Source organism: Mixta sp. BE291 (assembly GCF_031457955.1).
Lineage (GTDB): Bacteria > Pseudomonadota > Gammaproteobacteria > Enterobacterales > Enterobacteriaceae > Mixta.
The window spans coordinates 350,397-368,903 of record NZ_JAVDXN010000002.1; the positions used below are offsets into that span (position 1 = coordinate 350,397).

General features: G+C 47.7%; 14 protein-coding genes. 1 reads left to right on the forward strand and 13 read right to left on the reverse strand.

Going from position 1 to position 18,507, the window contains the following annotated elements; genetic code table 11:
- Positions 1-14: 14 nt before the first annotated feature.
- From J2X14_RS06790 to galF, 5 genes are all read right to left on the reverse strand, one after another.
- Positions 15-1,031: a hypothetical protein gene (locus tag J2X14_RS06790; RefSeq protein ID WP_352410458.1), complete on the reverse strand. Its 1,017-nt coding sequence runs from the start codon at positions 1,029-1,031 to the stop codon at positions 15-17.
- A gap of 15 nt (positions 1,032-1,046) precedes the next feature.
- Positions 1,047-2,144 (reverse strand): glycosyltransferase, encoded by a 1,098-nt coding sequence (locus J2X14_RS06795; RefSeq protein ID WP_352410459.1) that lies wholly within the window; start codon positions 2,142-2,144, stop codon positions 1,047-1,049.
- Positions 2,145-2,249: 105 nt separating this feature from the next.
- The gene (gene wecA, locus J2X14_RS06800; protein WP_352410460.1) at positions 2,250-3,311 is read right to left on the reverse strand and encodes a UDP-N-acetylglucosamine--undecaprenyl-phosphate N-acetylglucosaminephosphotransferase; all 1,062 of its coding nucleotides are present in this window, start codon (positions 3,309-3,311) and stop codon (positions 2,250-2,252) included.
- Positions 3,312-3,867: 556 nt separating this feature from the next.
- On the reverse strand, positions 3,868-4,881 hold the full coding sequence (gene galE, locus J2X14_RS06805) for a UDP-glucose 4-epimerase GalE (RefSeq protein WP_352410461.1): 1,014 nt from the start codon (positions 4,879-4,881) through the stop codon (positions 3,868-3,870).
- Between the two features lie 49 nt (positions 4,882-4,930).
- The gene (gene galF, locus J2X14_RS06810; protein ID WP_352410462.1) at positions 4,931-5,827 is read right to left on the reverse strand and encodes a UTP--glucose-1-phosphate uridylyltransferase GalF; all 897 of its coding nucleotides are present in this window, start codon (positions 5,825-5,827) and stop codon (positions 4,931-4,933) included.
- Positions 5,828-6,205: 378 nt separating this feature from the next.
- On the opposite strand from galF, the gene J2X14_RS06815 reads away from it, so the two are divergent.
- Entirely contained in the window at positions 6,206-8,041 is a 1,836-nt protein-coding gene (locus J2X14_RS06815; protein ID WP_352410463.1) for a hypothetical protein, read from the forward strand.
- Positions 8,042-8,114: 73 nt separating this feature from the next.
- Here J2X14_RS06815 and J2X14_RS06820 read toward each other — a convergent pair whose 3' ends face one another.
- The 8 genes from J2X14_RS06820 to wzc all read right to left on the reverse strand — a co-directional run bounded on the left by J2X14_RS06820 (position 8,115) and on the right by wzc (position 18,504).
- On the reverse strand, positions 8,115-9,122 hold the full coding sequence (locus J2X14_RS06820; protein ID WP_352410464.1) for a glycosyltransferase: 1,008 nt from the start codon (positions 9,120-9,122) through the stop codon (positions 8,115-8,117).
- Positions 9,119-10,066 carry a polysaccharide pyruvyl transferase family protein gene (locus J2X14_RS06825; protein WP_352410465.1) on the reverse strand — a complete coding sequence of 316 codons (948 nt, stop codon included), beginning with the start codon at positions 10,064-10,066 and terminating at the stop codon, positions 9,119-9,121. The genes J2X14_RS06820 and J2X14_RS06825 overlap by 4 nt, the downstream gene beginning before the upstream one ends.
- A gap of 11 nt (positions 10,067-10,077) precedes the next feature.
- A complete protein-coding gene (locus J2X14_RS06830; protein WP_352410466.1) occupies positions 10,078-11,559 on the reverse strand; it encodes an MOP flippase family protein in 1,482 nt (493 codons plus the stop codon).
- Positions 11,560-11,666: 107 nt separating this feature from the next.
- A complete protein-coding gene (gene wcaJ / locus J2X14_RS06835; RefSeq protein WP_352410620.1) occupies positions 11,667-13,067 on the reverse strand; it encodes an undecaprenyl-phosphate glucose phosphotransferase in 1,401 nt (466 codons plus the stop codon).
- Positions 13,068-13,142: 75 nt separating this feature from the next.
- Positions 13,143-14,225, reverse strand: coding sequence for a glycosyltransferase (locus J2X14_RS06840; protein ID WP_352410467.1), 1,083 nt, complete (start codon positions 14,223-14,225; stop codon positions 13,143-13,145).
- Positions 14,226-15,305, reverse strand: a complete 1,080-nt coding sequence (locus J2X14_RS06845; protein WP_352410468.1) for a hypothetical protein — start codon at positions 15,303-15,305, stop codon at positions 14,226-14,228. It abuts the gene before it with no gap.
- Between the two features lie 47 nt (positions 15,306-15,352).
- The gene (locus J2X14_RS06850) at positions 15,353-16,258 is read right to left on the reverse strand and encodes a glycosyltransferase family 2 protein (protein WP_352410469.1); all 906 of its coding nucleotides are present in this window, start codon (positions 16,256-16,258) and stop codon (positions 15,353-15,355) included.
- 68 nt (positions 16,259-16,326) lie between these two features.
- Positions 16,327-18,504 carry a tyrosine-protein kinase Wzc gene (gene wzc, locus J2X14_RS06855; RefSeq protein WP_352410470.1) on the reverse strand — a complete coding sequence of 726 codons (2,178 nt, stop codon included), beginning with the start codon at positions 18,502-18,504 and terminating at the stop codon, positions 16,327-16,329.
- Between the last annotated feature and the right edge of the window lie 3 nt (positions 18,505-18,507).

Genomic DNA, 18,507 nt, shown 5'->3' on the forward strand with positions numbered 1-18,507 from the left:
GCCAATATTAGTATTTATTTTTGTTCTGCTGATTTTGTTAAATATTCATCCAGAGCCTGTGCATAAACTTCCTCCAGAGAAAGATTGTTTTCCTTAGTCTGCCATACACCATGTTCTGATTTTACATATTTCTTTTTAGCATTCATCTGTGTATAAGGACCAAAGTGCACACACTGGAATTCAATGCATTTAAACGAACCATCTTTCAACTTCACGATATCCAACGAAACATACGGCGTTTCGATTTTTTTACGTAGGGTATCACAAAAATCTAAAAGTTCACTTTCTGCGTTAGGGTAAGTAAATTTACCGCTTCCGCTGGCTTTGAAACTTCCGCTTCTTACATCTCTTTGTAATACGTATAACGTTGAGCCAAATGCTAATACTTTATAATCGCATGTTAGCCCAGAGTAGAACTCTTGTAAGCAATAGCGCGTATATTTTTTATGATAGGTATTGAAGGATTCAGAATACTTATTCTTCAAAAGATGCTTTTTAATTAAAGTTTTAAGCGCGAACATCAAGTAGTTAAGGTTCAAATCATACCTGGAAAACTTCTTTAAAACTTGAATTAACGCTTCATTATTGTTTACCAGCTCAACCCCTGAACTGCCAGCGCCATCCGTCTTCTTTGCTACAACCGTTTTTGATATGCCTACTGGACGAATAAAATACTCCTGATGAGGGAAATATTCCGTACCTATTTTTTTTGCAAGTAATGCCTGAACCCCTTTGTTCTCATGCGCCAATATATTGTATTTATTAGGTATTAAAAGCTTTTCATTTTTACCATAAAAAACAATATTAAGCGTATCGTCAATATATTTTTTTATATCAGGATTCTGATGGCTACCTACAATATAATAAGCTTGAGTATCAATTTCTTCCGACTGTAAATCCTGGATATCAATAGTTGAAATAGTATGTTTTTTTAACTCTAAATACTTAGCTAATTTTTCTGTATCTATTGAGGAATCGGTAGGCAAAGATTGACCAAAATATCCACATACTGTAATGATTTTAATATCCATTTTATTTCCTTTGGTTTAATGCTTCTGTTCAACGACACAGAAGCATTGTTCATATTTTTCTATAATAAGTGAACATTTGTATTTCGATACTGAATTACGTATTCGTAATGGATCAAACTTTTCTGATAAGAGTTTTAAGATAGAATTTGCCATTCCCTCAATATTTTTATATTCAACCAGATAACCATTAACACCATCTGCCAAAATCTCTCGTGGCCCACTGGGGCAGTCATAAGCTACAACAGGAGTCCCTAAAGCCATTGACTCAAGGATAACATTTGGAAAACCTTCATAAGCTGACGTAAGGATAGTAGCCTGAGCTTTTAGATAAAAGCTTTCGATATCTTTTTGGAAGCCAGTAAAAATGACATACTCCGATACCCCTAAATGTTCTACCCAGGAGCGTAATTCATTTTCTAAGCTTCCCTTTCCTACAATAACTAGCTTTAGGTCAGGATAATGCTCATGAACTCGGGAAAAAGCTGAAATTGCATGCGCAAAGCATTTTTGTGCCTCCAGCCTTCCTGCGCAAAGCAGATAGTGTTCTTTTTTTATATTTTGTATCTGTTTTGAAAATAACTCATCACCAATGGGATTATTTATGACGCAGCTTTTACTGGCCACTTCAGGAAAGTTTTTTATCAAATCTTCCTGCATGTCAAGACACTGATTAATATAATAATCAGCCTTGCCATATATTTTTTTAATTATTGGTATAACAACCTTGCTGCGCCAGAAACTGCCTTTTTCGCTTAGATTTTTGCTTAATGTATTAATATTCCTGGCAACTATTTTAAAATCCAGCTTATATATCATTCTTATGATGACTAACAATACCGTTAACTCATAACTAAAAACAAGTACAGTTCCGGATCTGTTCTTTTTAAAATACTTGACTAAAGGAAAAAAAGCATACCTCGCATTTGTTACATTAAGGGAGGTAAATGCTATTTTCGCATCTAAGTTTTTTTTGTAAGCTTCATCACCCGCATTAAGCACTAATAGATTAACCTGCCTCTTTTCGCTATTTACAAAACTATTAGCCAGATTAACACATACGCGCTCTGCTCCTCCCCCAGATAGCGAACCTAATAAAAAGGTAGTTTTATTCATTTTCAAAAGAGTTCCATTTAGTATAAGATCTTTAGTAAAACAATTATTTGTAAAATTTTAATCACCGACCAGGCGTTGTGTTTTATTTATTATTCATAATAGGTGCTAACTTTGGCTGGTAATCCTTTTCTTTTTAAATTTTGATAGCCTGATAGTTATATTTTGAGAAGAATTTATACTAAAAAAGTAACAGACAGCTGATAACATATATATTATCAATATCATTGTATCGCTTATATCTAATGCTTCTAAATAAAGGCCCCATGCAGAAAACAGGAAAGATAGCGTAAACACGATGCATAATGCGATACATGGGCTAATGTTTTTATTTAGCAACACATGATGCAAATGTTCCCGGTCTGGTTTGAACGGGCTGTCCCCTCTTCTGATGCGTCCCATCATCACGCGCAGCATATCCATTAGCGGAACGGCAATCAGCCACAGTGCGGTCACCGGGCGCATTACCGCGTCTTCGCCCTGGGTGGCGATAATCAGCAGCCAGATCACGGTAAAACCAATCAGCGTGCTGCCCGCATCGCCCATAAACACTTTAAACTTGCGTCCCCACGGGATGCCCAGATTAAGTAGAATATACGGCAGGCAGGCAACCATCAGGCACAGGCACCATAACGCCATATCAATCCGATTGCCCATCCAGAACACCACGGCCAGCGCGCCAAACGTCACCGATGAAAGCGCGCCAAGCAGGCCATCAATGCCGTCGACCATATTGAAGGCGTTAATCGCCGCGACCACCGCCAGCAGCGTTACCGCATAGCCGATAACGCCCAGGATCAGTTCGTAGCCAAACAGAATATGACCAAGGGAATAAAGATAGAGGCCGTTGTACATCATAATACTGGCCACCAGCGCCTGTAACGCCATGCGCGGCATCACCGGCAGATCCAGTTTGTCATCAAGCACGCCGACCACAATCAGCATGGTGGCGCAAACCATATAAATGCTAAAGTCAGGCAGCCAGTCGGGCTGCATAACGTAAATAATCCACAGAGAAAGATAAACCGATACCCCGCCGACCAGCGGTATATGGCCGTTATGATGTTTCCGCGCGTTAGGTTTATCTACCAGCCCCACTTTTTTCGCTATCTTGCGCGAGATAAAAAGCAGCGCCAGCGCTCCCAGAAAAACGAGCACGATTTCTTGCATGTTTACACCAGTATTGAAATTGACCACAGTTACCTGAAAACGCCCACGCTACCGCCCCTGGCTTTAAGCAACCAGTCGCTTCAGCAGTTCAGGGCTCAAACAAGCATAGCCTGTGTGAGCAACACGGTAATTTTTTCTCGCAACGCCAGCAGAATGCGCTGTAACCCTGCACTAATAGTTTACGATTCTCGTACTATCGTCGCATACAGACAAGCATAAAATCACCGGTTTTCCCGTTGAGCTATTCGCTTTCCTTGCCAGAACGGCGCGATTGTTTGCTTTACAAACAAAGCGCTCAAAATATCGACTTCTCTTCCTTGCCTGTCCGCGCCCAGGCCATTAATGCTGTTATCGCTTTTCTGGCGCGGTTTTACCCGCTAACGCTATCGAATAACAATAAGGCTGTTGAGGTATGGTTTAACTAAGGTCTGAAACAGAAATGGCCTCTGTTTCCAGAAGCCATCAACATTCATCAATGTAACTTACTCTGCGCCAGGCTTTTCAGCGAAACCGAAAAGCGCGATACGCGGTAATAACACATTAGAGTGACTTACTCTTAACGGTAGCCGTTAGGATTTTTAGACTGCCAGTTCCAGGTGTCACGCATCATCTCATCAATGCCGCGCGTTACGCGCCAGTCCAGCTCTTTATCGGCCAGCGTAGCGTCAGCCCAGAATGCAGCTAGATCGCCATCGCGACGCGGTTTGATATCATAAGGAACCGGTTTGCCGGAGGCTTTCTCAAACGCCTTCACCATCTCCATAACCGAATAGCCCTTGCCAGCGCCGAGGTTATAGGCTTTATAACCCTGCAGCTGCGCCAGATGATCCAGCGCTTTTAAATGGCCTTCCGCCAGATCGACCACGTGAATATAGTCACGCACGCCGGTGCCATCTTTGGTGTCATAGTCAGCGCCAAAAATGCCCAGCTTATCCAGACGGCCAATAGCGACCTGAGCAATGTAAGGCAGCAGGTTATTCGGAATACCGTTGGGATCTTCACCAATATCGCCAGACTCATGGGCGCCTACCGGGTTGAAATAGCGCAGCGCGATCGCGGTAAAGTTGCTGTCCGCCTTGGCATAATCCTGCATGATCTGTTCAACCATCAGCTTGGAGGTGCCATAAGGGCTGGTGGTGCCGCCAATCGGCGTCGTCTCAACGTAAGGCACCGGCGCGTTCGCGCCATATACGGTGGCGGAAGAACTAAAGATAAAGTTATAGATCCCGGCGTTACGCATCTCTTCCAGCAGCACAACCGTACCTGAAACGTTATTATCGTAATATTCCAACGGCTTACGGGTTGATTCACCTACGGCTTTTAATCCGGCGAAATGGATCACAGCGCTAATGGTGTTGCTGGCAAAGATATCGCGCAGGCAGGCGCGATCGAGGATATCGCCCTCAACAAAAACGGCTTTCTTTCCGGCCAGTTTTTCCACGCGGTTGATCGATTCCCGCGAAGCATTACTGAGGTTATCCATTACCACAACGTCGTCACCGCGCTGCAACAGCGCCAGCACCGTATGCGAGCCGATGTACCCTGCTCCGCCCGTTACCAAAATAGCCATGTGAACTCCTTTAATGCCGCGCAAAGGCGCGGCGGATCATAATGAGGAATTATTTCGCCAACAATTCTTTAATCGTCTCGCGGAAGGCCGCGCCCTGCTGATTGCTGCGCAGGCCATAGCTGACAAACGCCTGCATATAGCCCAGCTTACGGCCGCAGTCGAAGCTGTTGCCGGTCATCAGGCTGGCATCAACCGGCTGCTTTTGGCTCAGGCTGGCGATGGCGTCCGTCAGCTGAATACGGCCCCATGCGCCTGGCTCGGTTTTCTCCAGCTCAGCCCAGATATCCGCTGACAGCACGTAACGGCCTACCGCAGCCAGGTCGGAAGTCAGCGTCTCAGTCTGTTCCGGTTTTTCTACGAAACTGGTGATGGTGCTGACGCTGCCTTCGTTTTCCAGCGGCTCCTGGGTGGAGATAACTGAATATTCTGACAGATCGGCGCCCGGCATATGTTTCGCCAGTACCTGGCTGTGGCCGGTGTCTTCAAAGCGCGCAATCATCGCGGCGAGATTATAACGCAGATGGTCAGCGGTGGAATCATCCATGATGACGTCAGGCAGCACAACCACAAAAGGATTATCGCCAATCATCGGACGGGCGCACAGCACCGAGTGACCGAGGCCCAACGGCTGCGCCTGACGCACGTTCATGATGGTTACGCCCGGCGGGCAAATGGATTGTACTTCACTGAGCAGCTGACGCTTCACACGCTGTTCCAGCAGCGCCTCAAGCTCATAAGTGGTATCAAAATGGTTTTCCACCGCGTTTTTGGACGCGTGCGTGACCAGAACGATTTCCTTGATGCCCGACCTGACGACTTCATCAACAATGTATTGAATCATCGGCTTATCTACGATAGGCAGCATCTCTTTAGGAATGGCTTTTGTAGCAGGGAGCATATGCATACCGAGACCCGCAACGGGGATAACTGCTTTAAGCTTGGTCATATTTTTTCCATATAATGATGTGAAGACATTCAGCGATTATGCAATAAAGAGGCAATCGTTAAGTATAATCTTATTCTGAAAATTTTCCTCAGCAATAGTGTTAAGGAAACAAACAATTAAGTCATATGCTGTTAAGCAGCTGAATAAATCAAAGTTGCTCAGTAAAATCTGAAACGACAATAAAATCCCAAAAGGCCTAATCAACTTATTTTATTACGGCAAGCATTATTCGCTGAGATTAATCTGATAAAAAACCGGCAATTTACCCTAAGTGTAAAAAAGCGTTTTCTTTTATCTGATTTTAAATATTACACCTTCCAATTATCCAACTTAAATGAATAATGAAACCTGGCGTTATCATTCTTAAAAGGGTCAGAAATGAGCATTAATGAAAAAGCCAGTGAAGAACGTATCCACTCGCGACGTAAGGCATTAACCAAAATATTAGCCTCCGCCGCCGCTATCGGCACCCTCGGTAGCCTGACGCGCGCCAATGCCGCGCCCGCTTCCGCCCTGCCGGTGCCCGCGCCAGACGGCCCGACCGGTAAAATCAACGGCGCGCCGGGCATTATCCTCGATCACGCCTCCACCTCATGGGCGAAGATTCGTAATGACGTGCAGCGCGGTCACGGCGCGGTCGATAATTACGCCGCCTTACAACAGCTGGTGGAAGATAAGAAATACCTGACGATTGATACGCCAATCAGTATAAATAAAACCATTAAGCTTACGGTGAAAAACCAAATCATCGAAGGGCGCGGCAACGGAATTATTACGCCATTAGGGAATATGGGTAATGGTTTTTTACTGGAATTGAAAGCTGACGCGACGCAAATTCATGGCATCGTATTAGATAATCCTATGCTGCTAAAAAGCGAAACGGGCGGACGTCAGGGCGGGATAATGATTTCCGCTAACTATTGCGAAGTTTCCAACTGCTATTTCTATCGCATGCTGCAATCGGTTATTGCCCCGGCCGGTTTTGGCGCCTACGGCACCAAAGTGACCAACAACTGGTTTTTAGAATGCCTGGGTGCCGGTACCGGTATGCGCGATCTGCATTCCAAAATGGGCGAAGATCGTGGCGATGCGGTCACCATCTGGGGTTCCGGCACTATTATTACCGGCAACCATGCTTACTGTAAGGCGGGTGAAGATGCCCGCCTGGCGTTTCATGCCGAAGGGCTGCCCGGCGCACGCAAACATCTGCGCGACTTCGATCATAAAGACATCATCATGGCGAACAATATGGCGAAGGGCAGTTTCCGTCGTCACTTCGTGATGGAAAACATTATCGGCGGCGTCTCGATCGGCAACCTTTCTATGGGCGGCGCGACCTGGTGGGGTGAAGCCTATATTCAGTGCAAAAATATCAACGTCAAAAATACCATCCGCTACAGCAACAGCCCCGATACCCTGAACGGTAACGCCTGGCGCCCGATCAAAGCGGCCATTGCCGTAGTGAATTATAACGAAGGCATTAATATCGATAGTACCGTGCTGATTGCGAAAGGCACCAAAGCCTACGGCTTCGCCATTGCGACCCAAACCGGCGATCATGATGTCACGCTGTCCGGCAGTATGATTAATGAAGGCGCTCGCACTAATACCGCGCTGTTCCTTAATCAGCCGAAAAGCTTCCGCATACATAACCTCGATACCCATGGTTTTGCACGGGCGGCGCAAATCACCACCAATAAAGATGTCACCATTACCAGCAATAACTGCTATCACCAGCTTAACGGTAGCGGAAAAGGCGTTGAAGTGGTGAAAGGCGCAGGCGGAACCATTAACATCAATGGCGATACCTATAGCGGCGCAACCACCGCCTTTAAACTGCCTAACCTCGACAACCTGAGTATCCAGAATACGCGCGTCAGCGATGCGGAGCGCTTTGCCGAGCTGAGCGGAATCAAGCAGACGCTGATGGTTACCCATAATATGGCGACCACACAGCAGGCGATCCCGCTGGTTTACAGTAACGGCACCGCACCGGATATTAGCTGGTGCGTGGAAGGAAACAGCGGCGTACGCAGCAACTTCTCTTACACCAGCGAACAGCTTTCCGCCGTCAACTCGGCGCTGAATCAGCGCAGTAAGCAGGCCGGTAAAAGCATCAGCGTGAATAATAACGCGGTGTATGTGGCACTGGGCAACGCGCCGGACTCACCATGGTTAAATCTCGCTACGCAAAAAGTGGTGAAGCCTGCCTAAAAAAAAGCCTCAGCGCAGATGGCTGAGGCTTTTTATTTCGCTGCGCGCTAAGCATAGCTTACGCGCACGCTTGTCAGGAGGCCCGAAGCTTTAAACGCTTTAGCGCAAAGTTAAAGACGCGCCAGGCGAAGTAGTTGTTTTCCGCCAGCGTGATATCGAGATTACGGTAGCGTGAGACCAGCGTATTAAGCTCGCCTTGCGATTTCGCGCTGAACTTCACTTCAGAACCTTTCGCCACGCCAATCACGTTCAGGATATTGGTAATGATCCGCGCACGCAGATGCTTAGCGCTCTCTTTTTCCGACGTCCGCTGCATCAACCCTTCCAGCGCATCACAGGCGCGCAGATAGCCAATGGCATTTTTCTCTGAACGCGAGCTTTGCATGATCGAACCGATACGGATACGACGCTGGAAAAAAACGCTGTCGGTTACATAGGTTTTACCGGCAACAAAAAACAGGCGCGGGGTAAACTCTTCATCTTCATGAATAATCGGCAGGAAAAAGAGCTGGTGCTGCGTCTGTAATTTGCGGGCAAAAATATATAGCCAGGCGTTGGGAATAAAAGCGTTGGATTCCGACAGCGTATTAAACGCCTGCTCACCGCTGGCAAAGAGATGCTCCATACGGCGACGATAGGAGATCAGCCGCACCTGCTGTGACTGATCGCCTCCTTTGCTTTTGGCGATCGGATCTTCAAACGATTCGGCAGAAAAAGCAAAGATATCCAGATCGGGATGCTGTTCCAGCGTTTCATAAAAGCGCTGGATCAGGCCATCAACGGAAACGTCATCCGAGTCAAAGTAATAGATGTAATCACCGGTGGCGGCGCGCGTGCCGGTATTGCGCGCCTCCCCCAGTCCGCCATTGGCGGTATGAATAATCTTTACCAGCGGATGCGAGCCATACAGCGTCTCTACCAGGTCGCCGGAGCCATCCGTCGATCCGTCATCGACGATAATGACTTCCCAGGGCTGCACAGACTGCGTAAGAATCGAATCAACAGCTTCCTGAACATAATCCAGTACGTTATAAACAGGAATAATGATGGAAAGTTTAGGAATCGTTGGCTCTTCTATCATAAAGTAATCAACTCACAGTCAGGGACATCTTTGGTCCAGGAAGCGTAGTAGCCTGAATTCTTACCGTAGGAGTTGTCCAGCAGCTTGGTTTTCACGCCCAGCAGGCAGCATAAGATATGCCCGTGCATACGTGAGGTCACTACCGTATCGTGTGACATAAAATAATCATTAACGCGATTCACCAACGTATCGGTGTAGTCACTCCACTTCTGCGGCGTATTAAACAGGCGCGTGCTCAGCGTGCGGTTTACGCGCTCAAAGTTGAGGTAAACCTGCGTTTTGGAACGATCCTGATCGGTGCAGATATCTTCCCAGTCTTCAAAGCCTTCTGGCCCAGGCATCCCTGGCAGGCCATCTACCTTGGTCTCTTCGATATCTTTACGGATCATCCACAGCGTATCGCGCTTGATATCGTTCGCCGACTGTTTCGGGAACACGTTCCACAGCGCGTGCGCCATATCCGGGCACAGGCGTACATCTTTGCAGAAATGCTCTTCCAGAATTTTCTTGCTACGTTCATCACGGCAGAAAATCGTCAGGTTTTTGTGCTGACGGATAATCTGAGCCGACTGCAACATTTTAGATTTGTCTTTAAAGTGCACCGTCTGCGGCATATAGACGATCTTATGATGCGGGAAGTTCTCTACCACCGCTTCGCGCAGGCGCTGGTGGTGACCATACAGGTCGCCAAAGTTACCACCGCCGTGCATCAGCAGGATCACATCTTTAGGCAGATTGCGGTTTTCTGACAGCCACTTCATGCTGGTTTTATCGGTACGTCGTGCCAGCACCTGATAATTACGCTCTTTAAAGAACTGCTCAGTACCTTTGTAAATTAACAGGTCTCCGACATTAAGATGCAGAGGTATATCGAGATAAACAACCTTGCTGCCCGGTGGCACAACGGCATCAATAACTGACAGGGTGTTTTTAAGTTTATCCATATGATGCATGATTAGTTTTCCGCTCTTAAAATTCGACGAAGTTTTGGGTTTTTAAACAGGTGATTCTTCATTTCTACAATCAGTGGGTCGCGGCTGATTAATATCGCCATCAGGAACACCAGCCCGCCCGAAATAATCTGGACGGCTAAGAGTACGGGAAGCGCAACCGAAGTCGAGAAGAAGAATCCGATAATATAAGAGACAATTAACGTCGGCAGCGCCATACGGAATGGCATCCAGATACTGTATAAATATTGTTTATAGCTTGGCCCTAATACCGGACGAATCAGGATGAAATAACTCAGCCAGGTATTCAGCACTTGCACCGCCAAAAAGCCTAATGAGGCGCCAAATCCGCCGCCCATTTTCGCGCCGATCCAGATAGCCGGAATAAACAGAAACAGCTTCACCACGTTAAACTTAAAGCTGATATCAACGCGTGCTTTCGCCATCAACAGCGAACCGATCGGGTTACCAATCGAACGTAGCAGGCCCACCACGCACAGCACCTGTAAAATCGGGGTAATAAAACGCCATTTCTCCCCAAACATAAACAGCACAAAGTTCTCTGCGACCACTAACAGCCCTAACAACGCCGGGAAGTTAAGCAGCCCAACCAGAGAAAGCAATTTATAGAAGTTTTCCCGCAGCTTTTGCTGATCGTCCTGAATTTTGGCAAAAGCAGGAAACAGCACGCGCGTAATAATGGGATTGAGTTTGGTTGGCGGCATCACCGCAACGTTGTAGGCAAGGTTATAACCGCCGGTAATCGCCGCACCCAGGGTGCGGGACAGCACCGCCGTCGCCACGTTGGAGTTCAGCTGATTAACCAGACTATCCGCCGTGAGATACGCGCCAAACTTCAGGTTAGAGGTAATGGTGCGAAAGGAGAACTGGAAACGCGGCTTATAGGTTTTGCGACCGTACCAGGAGAACATCAGGGTACGTACCGTTACCATCGCCAGATAACCCCAAATCGCGGTTATCGCCTGCGGTTTGTACCATGCGGCAACCATGGTCACAGTAAAGCCAATGGTAACCGCCAGCGTTTCAGTTAAACCAATTTTGGGGAATTCCAGCTCTTTTTGCAGCAGCGCACGGAACTGCTGGCCATGAGGAATAATCAGAAACGCGATGGATAATACCTGGATCAGCTGTTTGAGATCCGGCTGTTTTAACCAGCCGCTAATCAAACCGCTGCAGCTAAATACCACCGCAAATACCGTCAGACCAATCAGAATATTGATCCAGTAAAGCGTGGAGAGTTCTGCCTCAGAAATTTCCCTGCGCTGGATAATCGAATTCGACAATCCGAAGTCGGAAAGCGTATCCGCCAGCAAAATAACCACCATCGCGATTGTGAGCAAACCGAACTGATGAGTATCGATTAGCCGCGCCAGCAGCGTCATTTGCAGGAAGCCAATGCCAATTGTCGAAAGCGTCGACAAGGCAGACCACTTGGCCCCTTTTACTGTTTTTTCTTTTAAGCTCATAATCCACGTCTAAGCAGGGTGAAGTCCGCTTTCAATGTGAGAAAACTACGAACCGCATTTTGCAGCAAAATGCGGTTCCTGGCAGGCTGCTCTCTTACGCGCTCCGCTTAGTAAGCGGTTTTGCTGATGAAACCTTTAAAGAGAGTCAGGAAAATAATGCGCATATCAAGCCACAGGCTCCAGTCACGGATATACTGCAGATCGAACTCAACGCGTTTTTCCATTTTTTCCAGCGTATCGGTTTCACCACGCCAGCCATTAATCTGCGCCCAGCCGGTAATGCCCGGTTTCACCTTATGGCGCAGCATGTAGCCCTGAATAATCGAGCGGTACTGTTCGTTATGCGCAACGGCGTGCGGACGCGGTCCAACGATAGACATATCGCCTTTCAGCACGTTGATAAACTGCGGCAGCTCATCAAGCGAGGTAGAGCGCAGAATACGGCCGATTGGCGTAATACGCGTATCGCCTTTGGTCGCCTGAGTGACTTTGTCGCCGTTTTCCATTACCGACATCGAACGGAATTTCCACACCTTAATCGGCTTACCATCCATGCCGTAACGCACCTGACGGAAAATAACCGGGCCCGGCGAGGTGAATTTCACCAGCGCGGCAATGGTCAGTAACGCCGGTGAAATAAACAGCAGAATGCAGGAGGAAACCACGATATCTTCGATACGTTTCAGTACCATATTGATACCGTTCATCGGCGTTTCAAACAGCGGCACCACCGGCACGCCATTAATCTCTTCCGTACGCGACTGCAGAATATTAAAGGTGAAAATATCGGGAATCAGCATTACCGAACAGGTGGTATCAGAAAGTTTTGCCACCAGATCGCGGATGGCCACTTCTTCTGACATCGCCATCGCAATGTAGATTTTATCCAGTTTCCCTTCCCGGGCATCAACTAACAGCTGCTCAAGATTGCCGCAGTAATCAATGTTGCCAGCATCACTACGAGATTCATTAGCAACGTCAGAATAAAGCCCGACAACGTTCATACCCATCCAGGGAGCGTTAATGAAACTATTAGCAAGTGAGACGCCAATGGGCATATTTCCGACAATGGCGACGTTGCGCGTGTTGTATCCCAGCTTGCGGATAACGCGGGCAAAGAAGCGAATCGCCAGACGGCAACCAATAAATCCGATCGCCACAATACCGAACCACAACAGATAGGCTCTGAAGTTAAGATCCAGATCGCTGGCGAAAGACATCACGCCGGCGGTAATTAAAATACTTAATGCCCAGTTTTGCAGAATCAGCTGCAGCTCGTGAGCGAAACTCACGCCGCGCCATGAGCGATAAAAATCGGTAATACCACCGATCATCTGGAATAACGCCAGAGCGGTAAGGGAAAGTAACCACCAGGATGATGAAAAAGACTGGGATTCAATGCGTGCTAAAATATACAGCCCTGTAAACATCACAAAAATGTCAGAGAAACGCTGTATTATGGAAATAATCGACGCGTTAGTACGGGTACGAAATCCACTCGCCGTCATCATTTTATTATCATCCCTGCCTAATTCATGCATGATTGAAGACATGTCTTAGACCTCGCTATAGTTAATTGGTGTTCAACGTTTCAGTATGTCGGCATATAAACTATGCGTTTTGGCTATCATAGCCTGCGAAGTAAAATTATTGGCAAAATATTGATTTCCTTTTCGCCCCTTTTCCCGCAAATCAGATTTATCCAGGTGGTTCAGAACAGTCAGCAAGGAATCCGCGTCGCCATTCTTAAACAGGTAGCCGGTTTCATTATTCATTACCACTTCTGGCAGCGATGTTGCGTCGCTGGCAATAATAGGTAATGAGTAACTCATTGCTTCCAGCGGCACCATCGCGAACCCTTCCCAGCGGCTGGGAATAACCAAAACATCCGCTGCAATAAAATAAGGTTCCATTTGGCTGGCTTTAAGCCATCCGGTGTACTCCGCACCCGGCAGCTTTTCAATTTCCTCTGCGCTGTGCACGCTATCGCCAATTAATGTCAAATGAATATTAGGGTTTTGATTACGCTTCATGGCATTAAATAAAACGTCGTAGCCTTTCTGGTAATCAAAACGCCCAACAAACAGCACATTAATGCGCGGATCATCAAGCGTATCCGGCCTGACAACCTGGCGTTCAGCGACGCCGTTATGCACCACGACGAGTTTATCGCCGCGAATACCGTGCGCCTTTGCCTGGTCCGCTTCATACTGGCTGACGCAAATAATCGCGTCGGTCATGGGCAGAAGCGCTTTTTCAATAAAGGAATAGATCTTTTTCTTACCGTTGCTGGTCTGCATCAGGAAGCTAAATGCATGCGGACAGTAAACCACTTTCGGGCGCGCAACGGGCCACAGCAACAACAAACAGGCACGGCCAATCACGCCAGCAAACGAGCTGTGAAGATGTACCACATCAGGCTTAAATTTGATTACCGTGCGGCAAAACGCCGAGGCAAACGAGAACAGTGCGCCAAGCGATCGGCCTTTACGCTCCCATTTTACAACGTTCTCTGCGTGTGCCGTATCCAGTTCTCCTGCCTGATCCGCCGGGATCAGGCACTGGATTTGATAACTGCCCTTATCATCCTGTTGTGCCGCGACGAGTTGCTTTAAAACTGTGGCAACGCCACCTTTTATTGTCTCAGCAGCATGGAGGATTTTCATTTACTCTTCCTTTTTGAATTTCCCAAAACTTAAATAAACGTAAAACATTAATGGATAAAACGGTGACAGGTGACGCAAATAGCTGCCGTAGTCTGGCTCAAACAGGCTTTGAATAACCGTGTATGAGATAATCGCCAGCGAAAATAACACCACCAGCGGGTAGCTTCTGTCCTGCAGGGCGGCATTCAGCGTCTGCCATATTCTTCTGTACATCAGAATAATAAAGGCGGAAATAACAACATAATAAGGCGATAACATTAAAATCAGCGGGAACGGGAAAAAGAAGGTTATCCACGTCAGGCTGACGTTCATCCACCCGAATAAAGGGTTGCCTGGCGGGAACCAGGGGCGAATCAGCGTGTTGCTACCATCGCCTTCGCTGTCCAACCGGTGTTCATTGACCTCGTTACGGAAGTTATCAACGTCGATACCTAAACCATACTGGAAGCCAAACGCCAGCACCAGTAGCGACAGCAGACATAAAATAAATACCCATTTTCCTTTATGGACATAACGTGACATCAGCAGCAGGCCATAAAATTCCAGCAGGAACAGGAACCAATATGTTCTGAAGTAATAAGCATAAAATATGGCGAAGCAGGTCCATATTAACAGCCCGGCAGTACGATGCGCGAAGGTGATAAGCAGCGGCATCATCATCAGAAAAACAATAAAGTCTTTACTCTGCCACGTCAGGTTAATCATTGAGGAAAAGCAGAAGAACAGAAACACGCCGATATCGAAAATATTCATCGACCCGCCGCGCACCTTGATAAAGATAAAAACGAAGGTGCTGATAATAATAATGGCGGAAATCAGCGCAAATACAATCGAGCTTTGTTCAAAGCCTAACAGTTTATAAAAGTACGCTGTGCTGCCGTAAGAGTTCCCGGCGCCAAAACCATAAGTAAACTTCATAAAGCTAAAGATGGTGATCTGATCCGAAAAGAAGTACGGCTTCATCACCGATTCTTTTACTAATGCGACGGCCATCATCATCAGCATCATAAACAGGAACAACATAAAGGTCATATGCGGATCGAAATAGAGATAGCGATTCTTTCTTATACCTATCTTCATCGATAAAAATTTCATTTTATTTTCGCCATTCCAATTGCTGTTTTAAATCACTTCCCCGGAACAATGCGTTTCGCGGTAATAGTGGCTAACTTTTTAAATCTTTCGTTCATCATCGCCATAAAATGGCTGAATTTTATTTTTCCTGACAGCAATAGTTTCAAATAGATCGCGATACCTTTCGATTTTTCATTTGAAAGCAAATAACTGTCGGCGATAATTTTTGCGTAGAACCCGAACCAAATATAGCTGGGTACGCGCTTTTTAATGCTCTCCAGCCAGATTAAGGATTTATCGCGTTTGCCATCGGAGGAAATACGCGCGGTTGAGTCAGAATCGTCGTAAATCGTCAGCGGCAGATCGAGATAGAGGAAGCTGGCGCCCCTCTCCTGCAGGCGCAGGGCAAAATCCCAGTCCTGATGTTTACGCAGCATAGGATCAAACTGCGCCAGTTTCGCGATTTCCGCGTCCAGCAACAGGGTACTGGTCTGGAAATCGTTGCCCAGCAGCAGGAACTCCATGATTGAGGCGTATTTTTTCAGGTCTTTATTACGGCGCAGGTGCAGGCCTTCCGGGCGCTTATTATATTTAGCCGTCATGCACACGCGGTTTTTACCCGGCTGCTGACGCAAATAAGCCAGCTGCTTTTCCAGCTTTTCCGGCACCCATTCATCATCGGAATCGAGCAGAGCAATAAATTCGCCGCTGCTGCGCTCAATGCCTTCATTGCGCGGACGCGTCCCGCCGCTGTTTTGCGGCAGCTGGATAAAATGAACGCGTTCATCCTTTACGCTCGCCATCACTTCAGCGGTATTATCCGTCGAAGCATCATCCACCACGAACACTTCAATGTTGCGCCAGGTTTGATTTAAAACGCTGTTTAGGGTTTTTAAAATGATGTCGGCACGATTATAGGTAGGAATAACGACGCTGATTAAAGGCGTAGACTCAGTCATAACATCAGTCTCAATTGATTCGTTTTAAAAACCTTAAAAGGCCAGCCGCGAACGGCTGGCACTCTCGTTTACGGCTTGGTTGATTCGTAGCTATAGTGGTAATAGCCGTAGCCGTAGGCGCTGGCTGCTTTTTTCACCACCAGGTTCAGAATGGCGCCTTTGATTTCAATACCGTTCTGTTCAAAACGACGTACGCTGACTTCAATCTCTTTCACCGTGGATTTTTCAAATCCTGCCACCACCATGTTGGTGCCGGCCTGCATGCCGATAATGGCTGCATCGGTTACGGCCAGAATCGGCGGCGTATCGATAATCACGATATCGTACAGTTTCTGCACGCTGGCCATCAGGTCGACAAACTTCTGGCTCATCAGCAGCTCAGACGGGTTAGGCGGCAGCTGACCGCGCGGAATAAAGTCGAGTCCGCTGACGTTGGTTGGGCGAATCGCCTGCTCCAGCGTCGCCTGATTTGACAGCAGGTCAGACATACCGTGACGGTTATCGCTATTAAACAGCTCGTGGGAATAACCTTTACGCATATCGCCATCGATAAACAGCACGCGCTGACCAGACTGGGCAACCACGGCCGCCAGGTTGGTACTGATAAAGGTTTTACCGATATCCGGGCTGCTGCCGGAGATCATCACGATATTGTTTGGCGCATCCAGCATGGCGAAGTGCATGGTGGTGCGCAGGCTGCGTACCGCTTCAATTGCCAGGTCAGCCGGGTTCGCCAGCGCCAGCAATTCACCGCCGCGTACCGCTTTTTTGCCTTTCTCTTTACCAATCAACGCCAGTTTACGGTCACGCTGTTGCTGCCATTCGGAAATCGGAATGCTGGCATAAACGTTGATGCCGCTGTTTTCCAGCTGCTCCGGGCTTTCGATGCCGCGAATCAGAATGGTTTTCATCAGCACGTAAATGGTGGAAACCAGCAGGCCCAGCACCAGAGAGATAGCGATAATGATGGCAGAGCGCGGCGCGATCGGCTTATTCAGCACCAGCGCCGGGTCAACGATACGTACGTTACCCACGGTACTGGCTTTGTTGATGCTCAGCTCTTGCTGTTTATTCAGCAGCTGCATGAACACCGCCTGGCCGGCATCGACATCACGTGTCAGACGAATAATTTCCTGCTGAGTACGCGGCAGAGAGGATACCTTGCCTTCCAGCGATTTTTTCTCATCGCGCAGCGTTTTACGCTTTTCTAACAGCGTGCGGTAAGCCGGGTGCTCTTTGGTATACAGCTTGGAGATTTCCGCTTCACGGAAGGTCAGCTCATTCAGCTGGTTATCCACGTTTACCATGGTATCCAGCATCGATTTGGCTTCCAGCGTCAGATCCACCGAGTCATTCTGCTGACGGAACGCATTCAGCTTGTTCTCGGCATCATCCAGCTTCTGGCGCACTTCCGGCAGCTGACGCTGAATAAAATCGAGGCTCTTTTGCGCTTCCTCAGATTTACGTTCAACGTTTTGCAGCAGGTAGTTTTCGGTAATGGCGCGCAGTGTTTCCTGCGTCAGCTGCGGATCGGGACCGTTCAGGGTCAACGCCAGCACGCCGGTATCTTTACCCTGATCCACCACGCTAAGACGGCCCACTAAATCGTTGTAGGTCGGCAGGTAGCCATTTTTCTGTACGACAAAAGCATCGCCCGGCTCGGCATTGGTATCAGAAACCAGGATTTTCACCTTGCCCTGCTCTGCGCTCTGGCCCACTTTACCTTTCACCAGTTCGCCGTCATCGCCAGAGAGGGTAAAGGTGTTGTTCTCACCGATATCCAGCACCAGCTTTGAGCCGATCAGTTCAGGCGGCAGTTCCAGACGAGAAACGGCGGCTTTTTTGTCGTCGTTGCCCATCAGGCGTGCCCAGCCTGCGCCCACAACCGGCACATATTTCGGTGCGACGGTAGTTTGCAGGTTAAGATCTTCGATGGTCTTACCCAGCACCATACGTGACATGATCAGGCCAATCTGCGCATCTGACGTCGGTTTAGTATCCGGCATCAGGTTGGAGATTTGCGACATCACCAAACTGCCCTGGTTCTGCTCGACCTGCACCAGCGCATCCGCACGATAAATCGGCGTGGCCAGAATGGAGTAGATAATACCTATTACTGCGAATAGCGCGGTTACGCCAATAATGAGCCAGCGATGATCGATAATTGAACCGTATAAACGGGCTACATCGATTTCATCTTTGGCATCTGCAATTTTCTGCGAGCTATCTGATTTTTTATTGACCATTAT

What these genes read in the sequence shown, in the direction of transcription:
- J2X14_RS06790 (WP_352410458.1), bottom strand. Translation starts at nt 1,031, where the DNA reads ATGGATATTAAAATCATTACAGTATGTGGATATTTTGGTCAATCTTTG.
- J2X14_RS06795 (WP_352410459.1), bottom strand. Translation starts at nt 2,144, where the DNA reads ATGAATAAAACTACCTTTTTATTAGGTTCGCTATCTGGGGGAGGAGCA.
- wecA (WP_352410460.1), bottom strand. Translation starts at nt 3,311, where the DNA reads ATGCAAGAAATCGTGCTCGTTTTTCTGGGAGCGCTGGCGCTGCTTTTT.
- galE (WP_352410461.1), bottom strand. Translation starts at nt 4,881, where the DNA reads ATGGCTATTTTGGTAACGGGCGGAGCAGGGTACATCGGCTCGCATACG.
- galF (WP_352410462.1), bottom strand. Translation starts at nt 5,827, where the DNA reads ATGACCAAGCTTAAAGCAGTTATCCCCGTTGCGGGTCTCGGTATGCAT.
- J2X14_RS06815 (WP_352410463.1), top strand. Translation starts at nt 6,206, where the DNA reads ATGAGCATTAATGAAAAAGCCAGTGAAGAACGTATCCACTCGCGACGT.
- J2X14_RS06820 (WP_352410464.1), bottom strand. Translation starts at nt 9,122, where the DNA reads ATGATAGAAGAGCCAACGATTCCTAAACTTTCCATCATTATTCCTGTT.
- J2X14_RS06825 (WP_352410465.1), bottom strand. Translation starts at nt 10,066, where the DNA reads ATGGATAAACTTAAAAACACCCTGTCAGTTATTGATGCCGTTGTGCCA.
- J2X14_RS06830 (WP_352410466.1), bottom strand. Translation starts at nt 11,559, where the DNA reads ATGAGCTTAAAAGAAAAAACAGTAAAAGGGGCCAAGTGGTCTGCCTTG.
- wcaJ (WP_352410620.1), bottom strand. Translation starts at nt 13,067, where the DNA reads ATGACGGCGAGTGGATTTCGTACCCGTACTAACGCGTCGATTATTTCC.
- J2X14_RS06840 (WP_352410467.1), bottom strand. Translation starts at nt 14,225, where the DNA reads ATGAAAATCCTCCATGCTGCTGAGACAATAAAAGGTGGCGTTGCCACA.
- J2X14_RS06845 (WP_352410468.1), bottom strand. Translation starts at nt 15,305, where the DNA reads ATGAAGATAGGTATAAGAAAGAATCGCTATCTCTATTTCGATCCGCAT.
- J2X14_RS06850 (WP_352410469.1), bottom strand. Translation starts at nt 16,258, where the DNA reads ATGACTGAGTCTACGCCTTTAATCAGCGTCGTTATTCCTACCTATAAT.
- wzc (WP_352410470.1), bottom strand. Translation starts at nt 18,504, where the DNA reads ATGGTCAATAAAAAATCAGATAGCTCGCAGAAAATTGCAGATGCCAAA.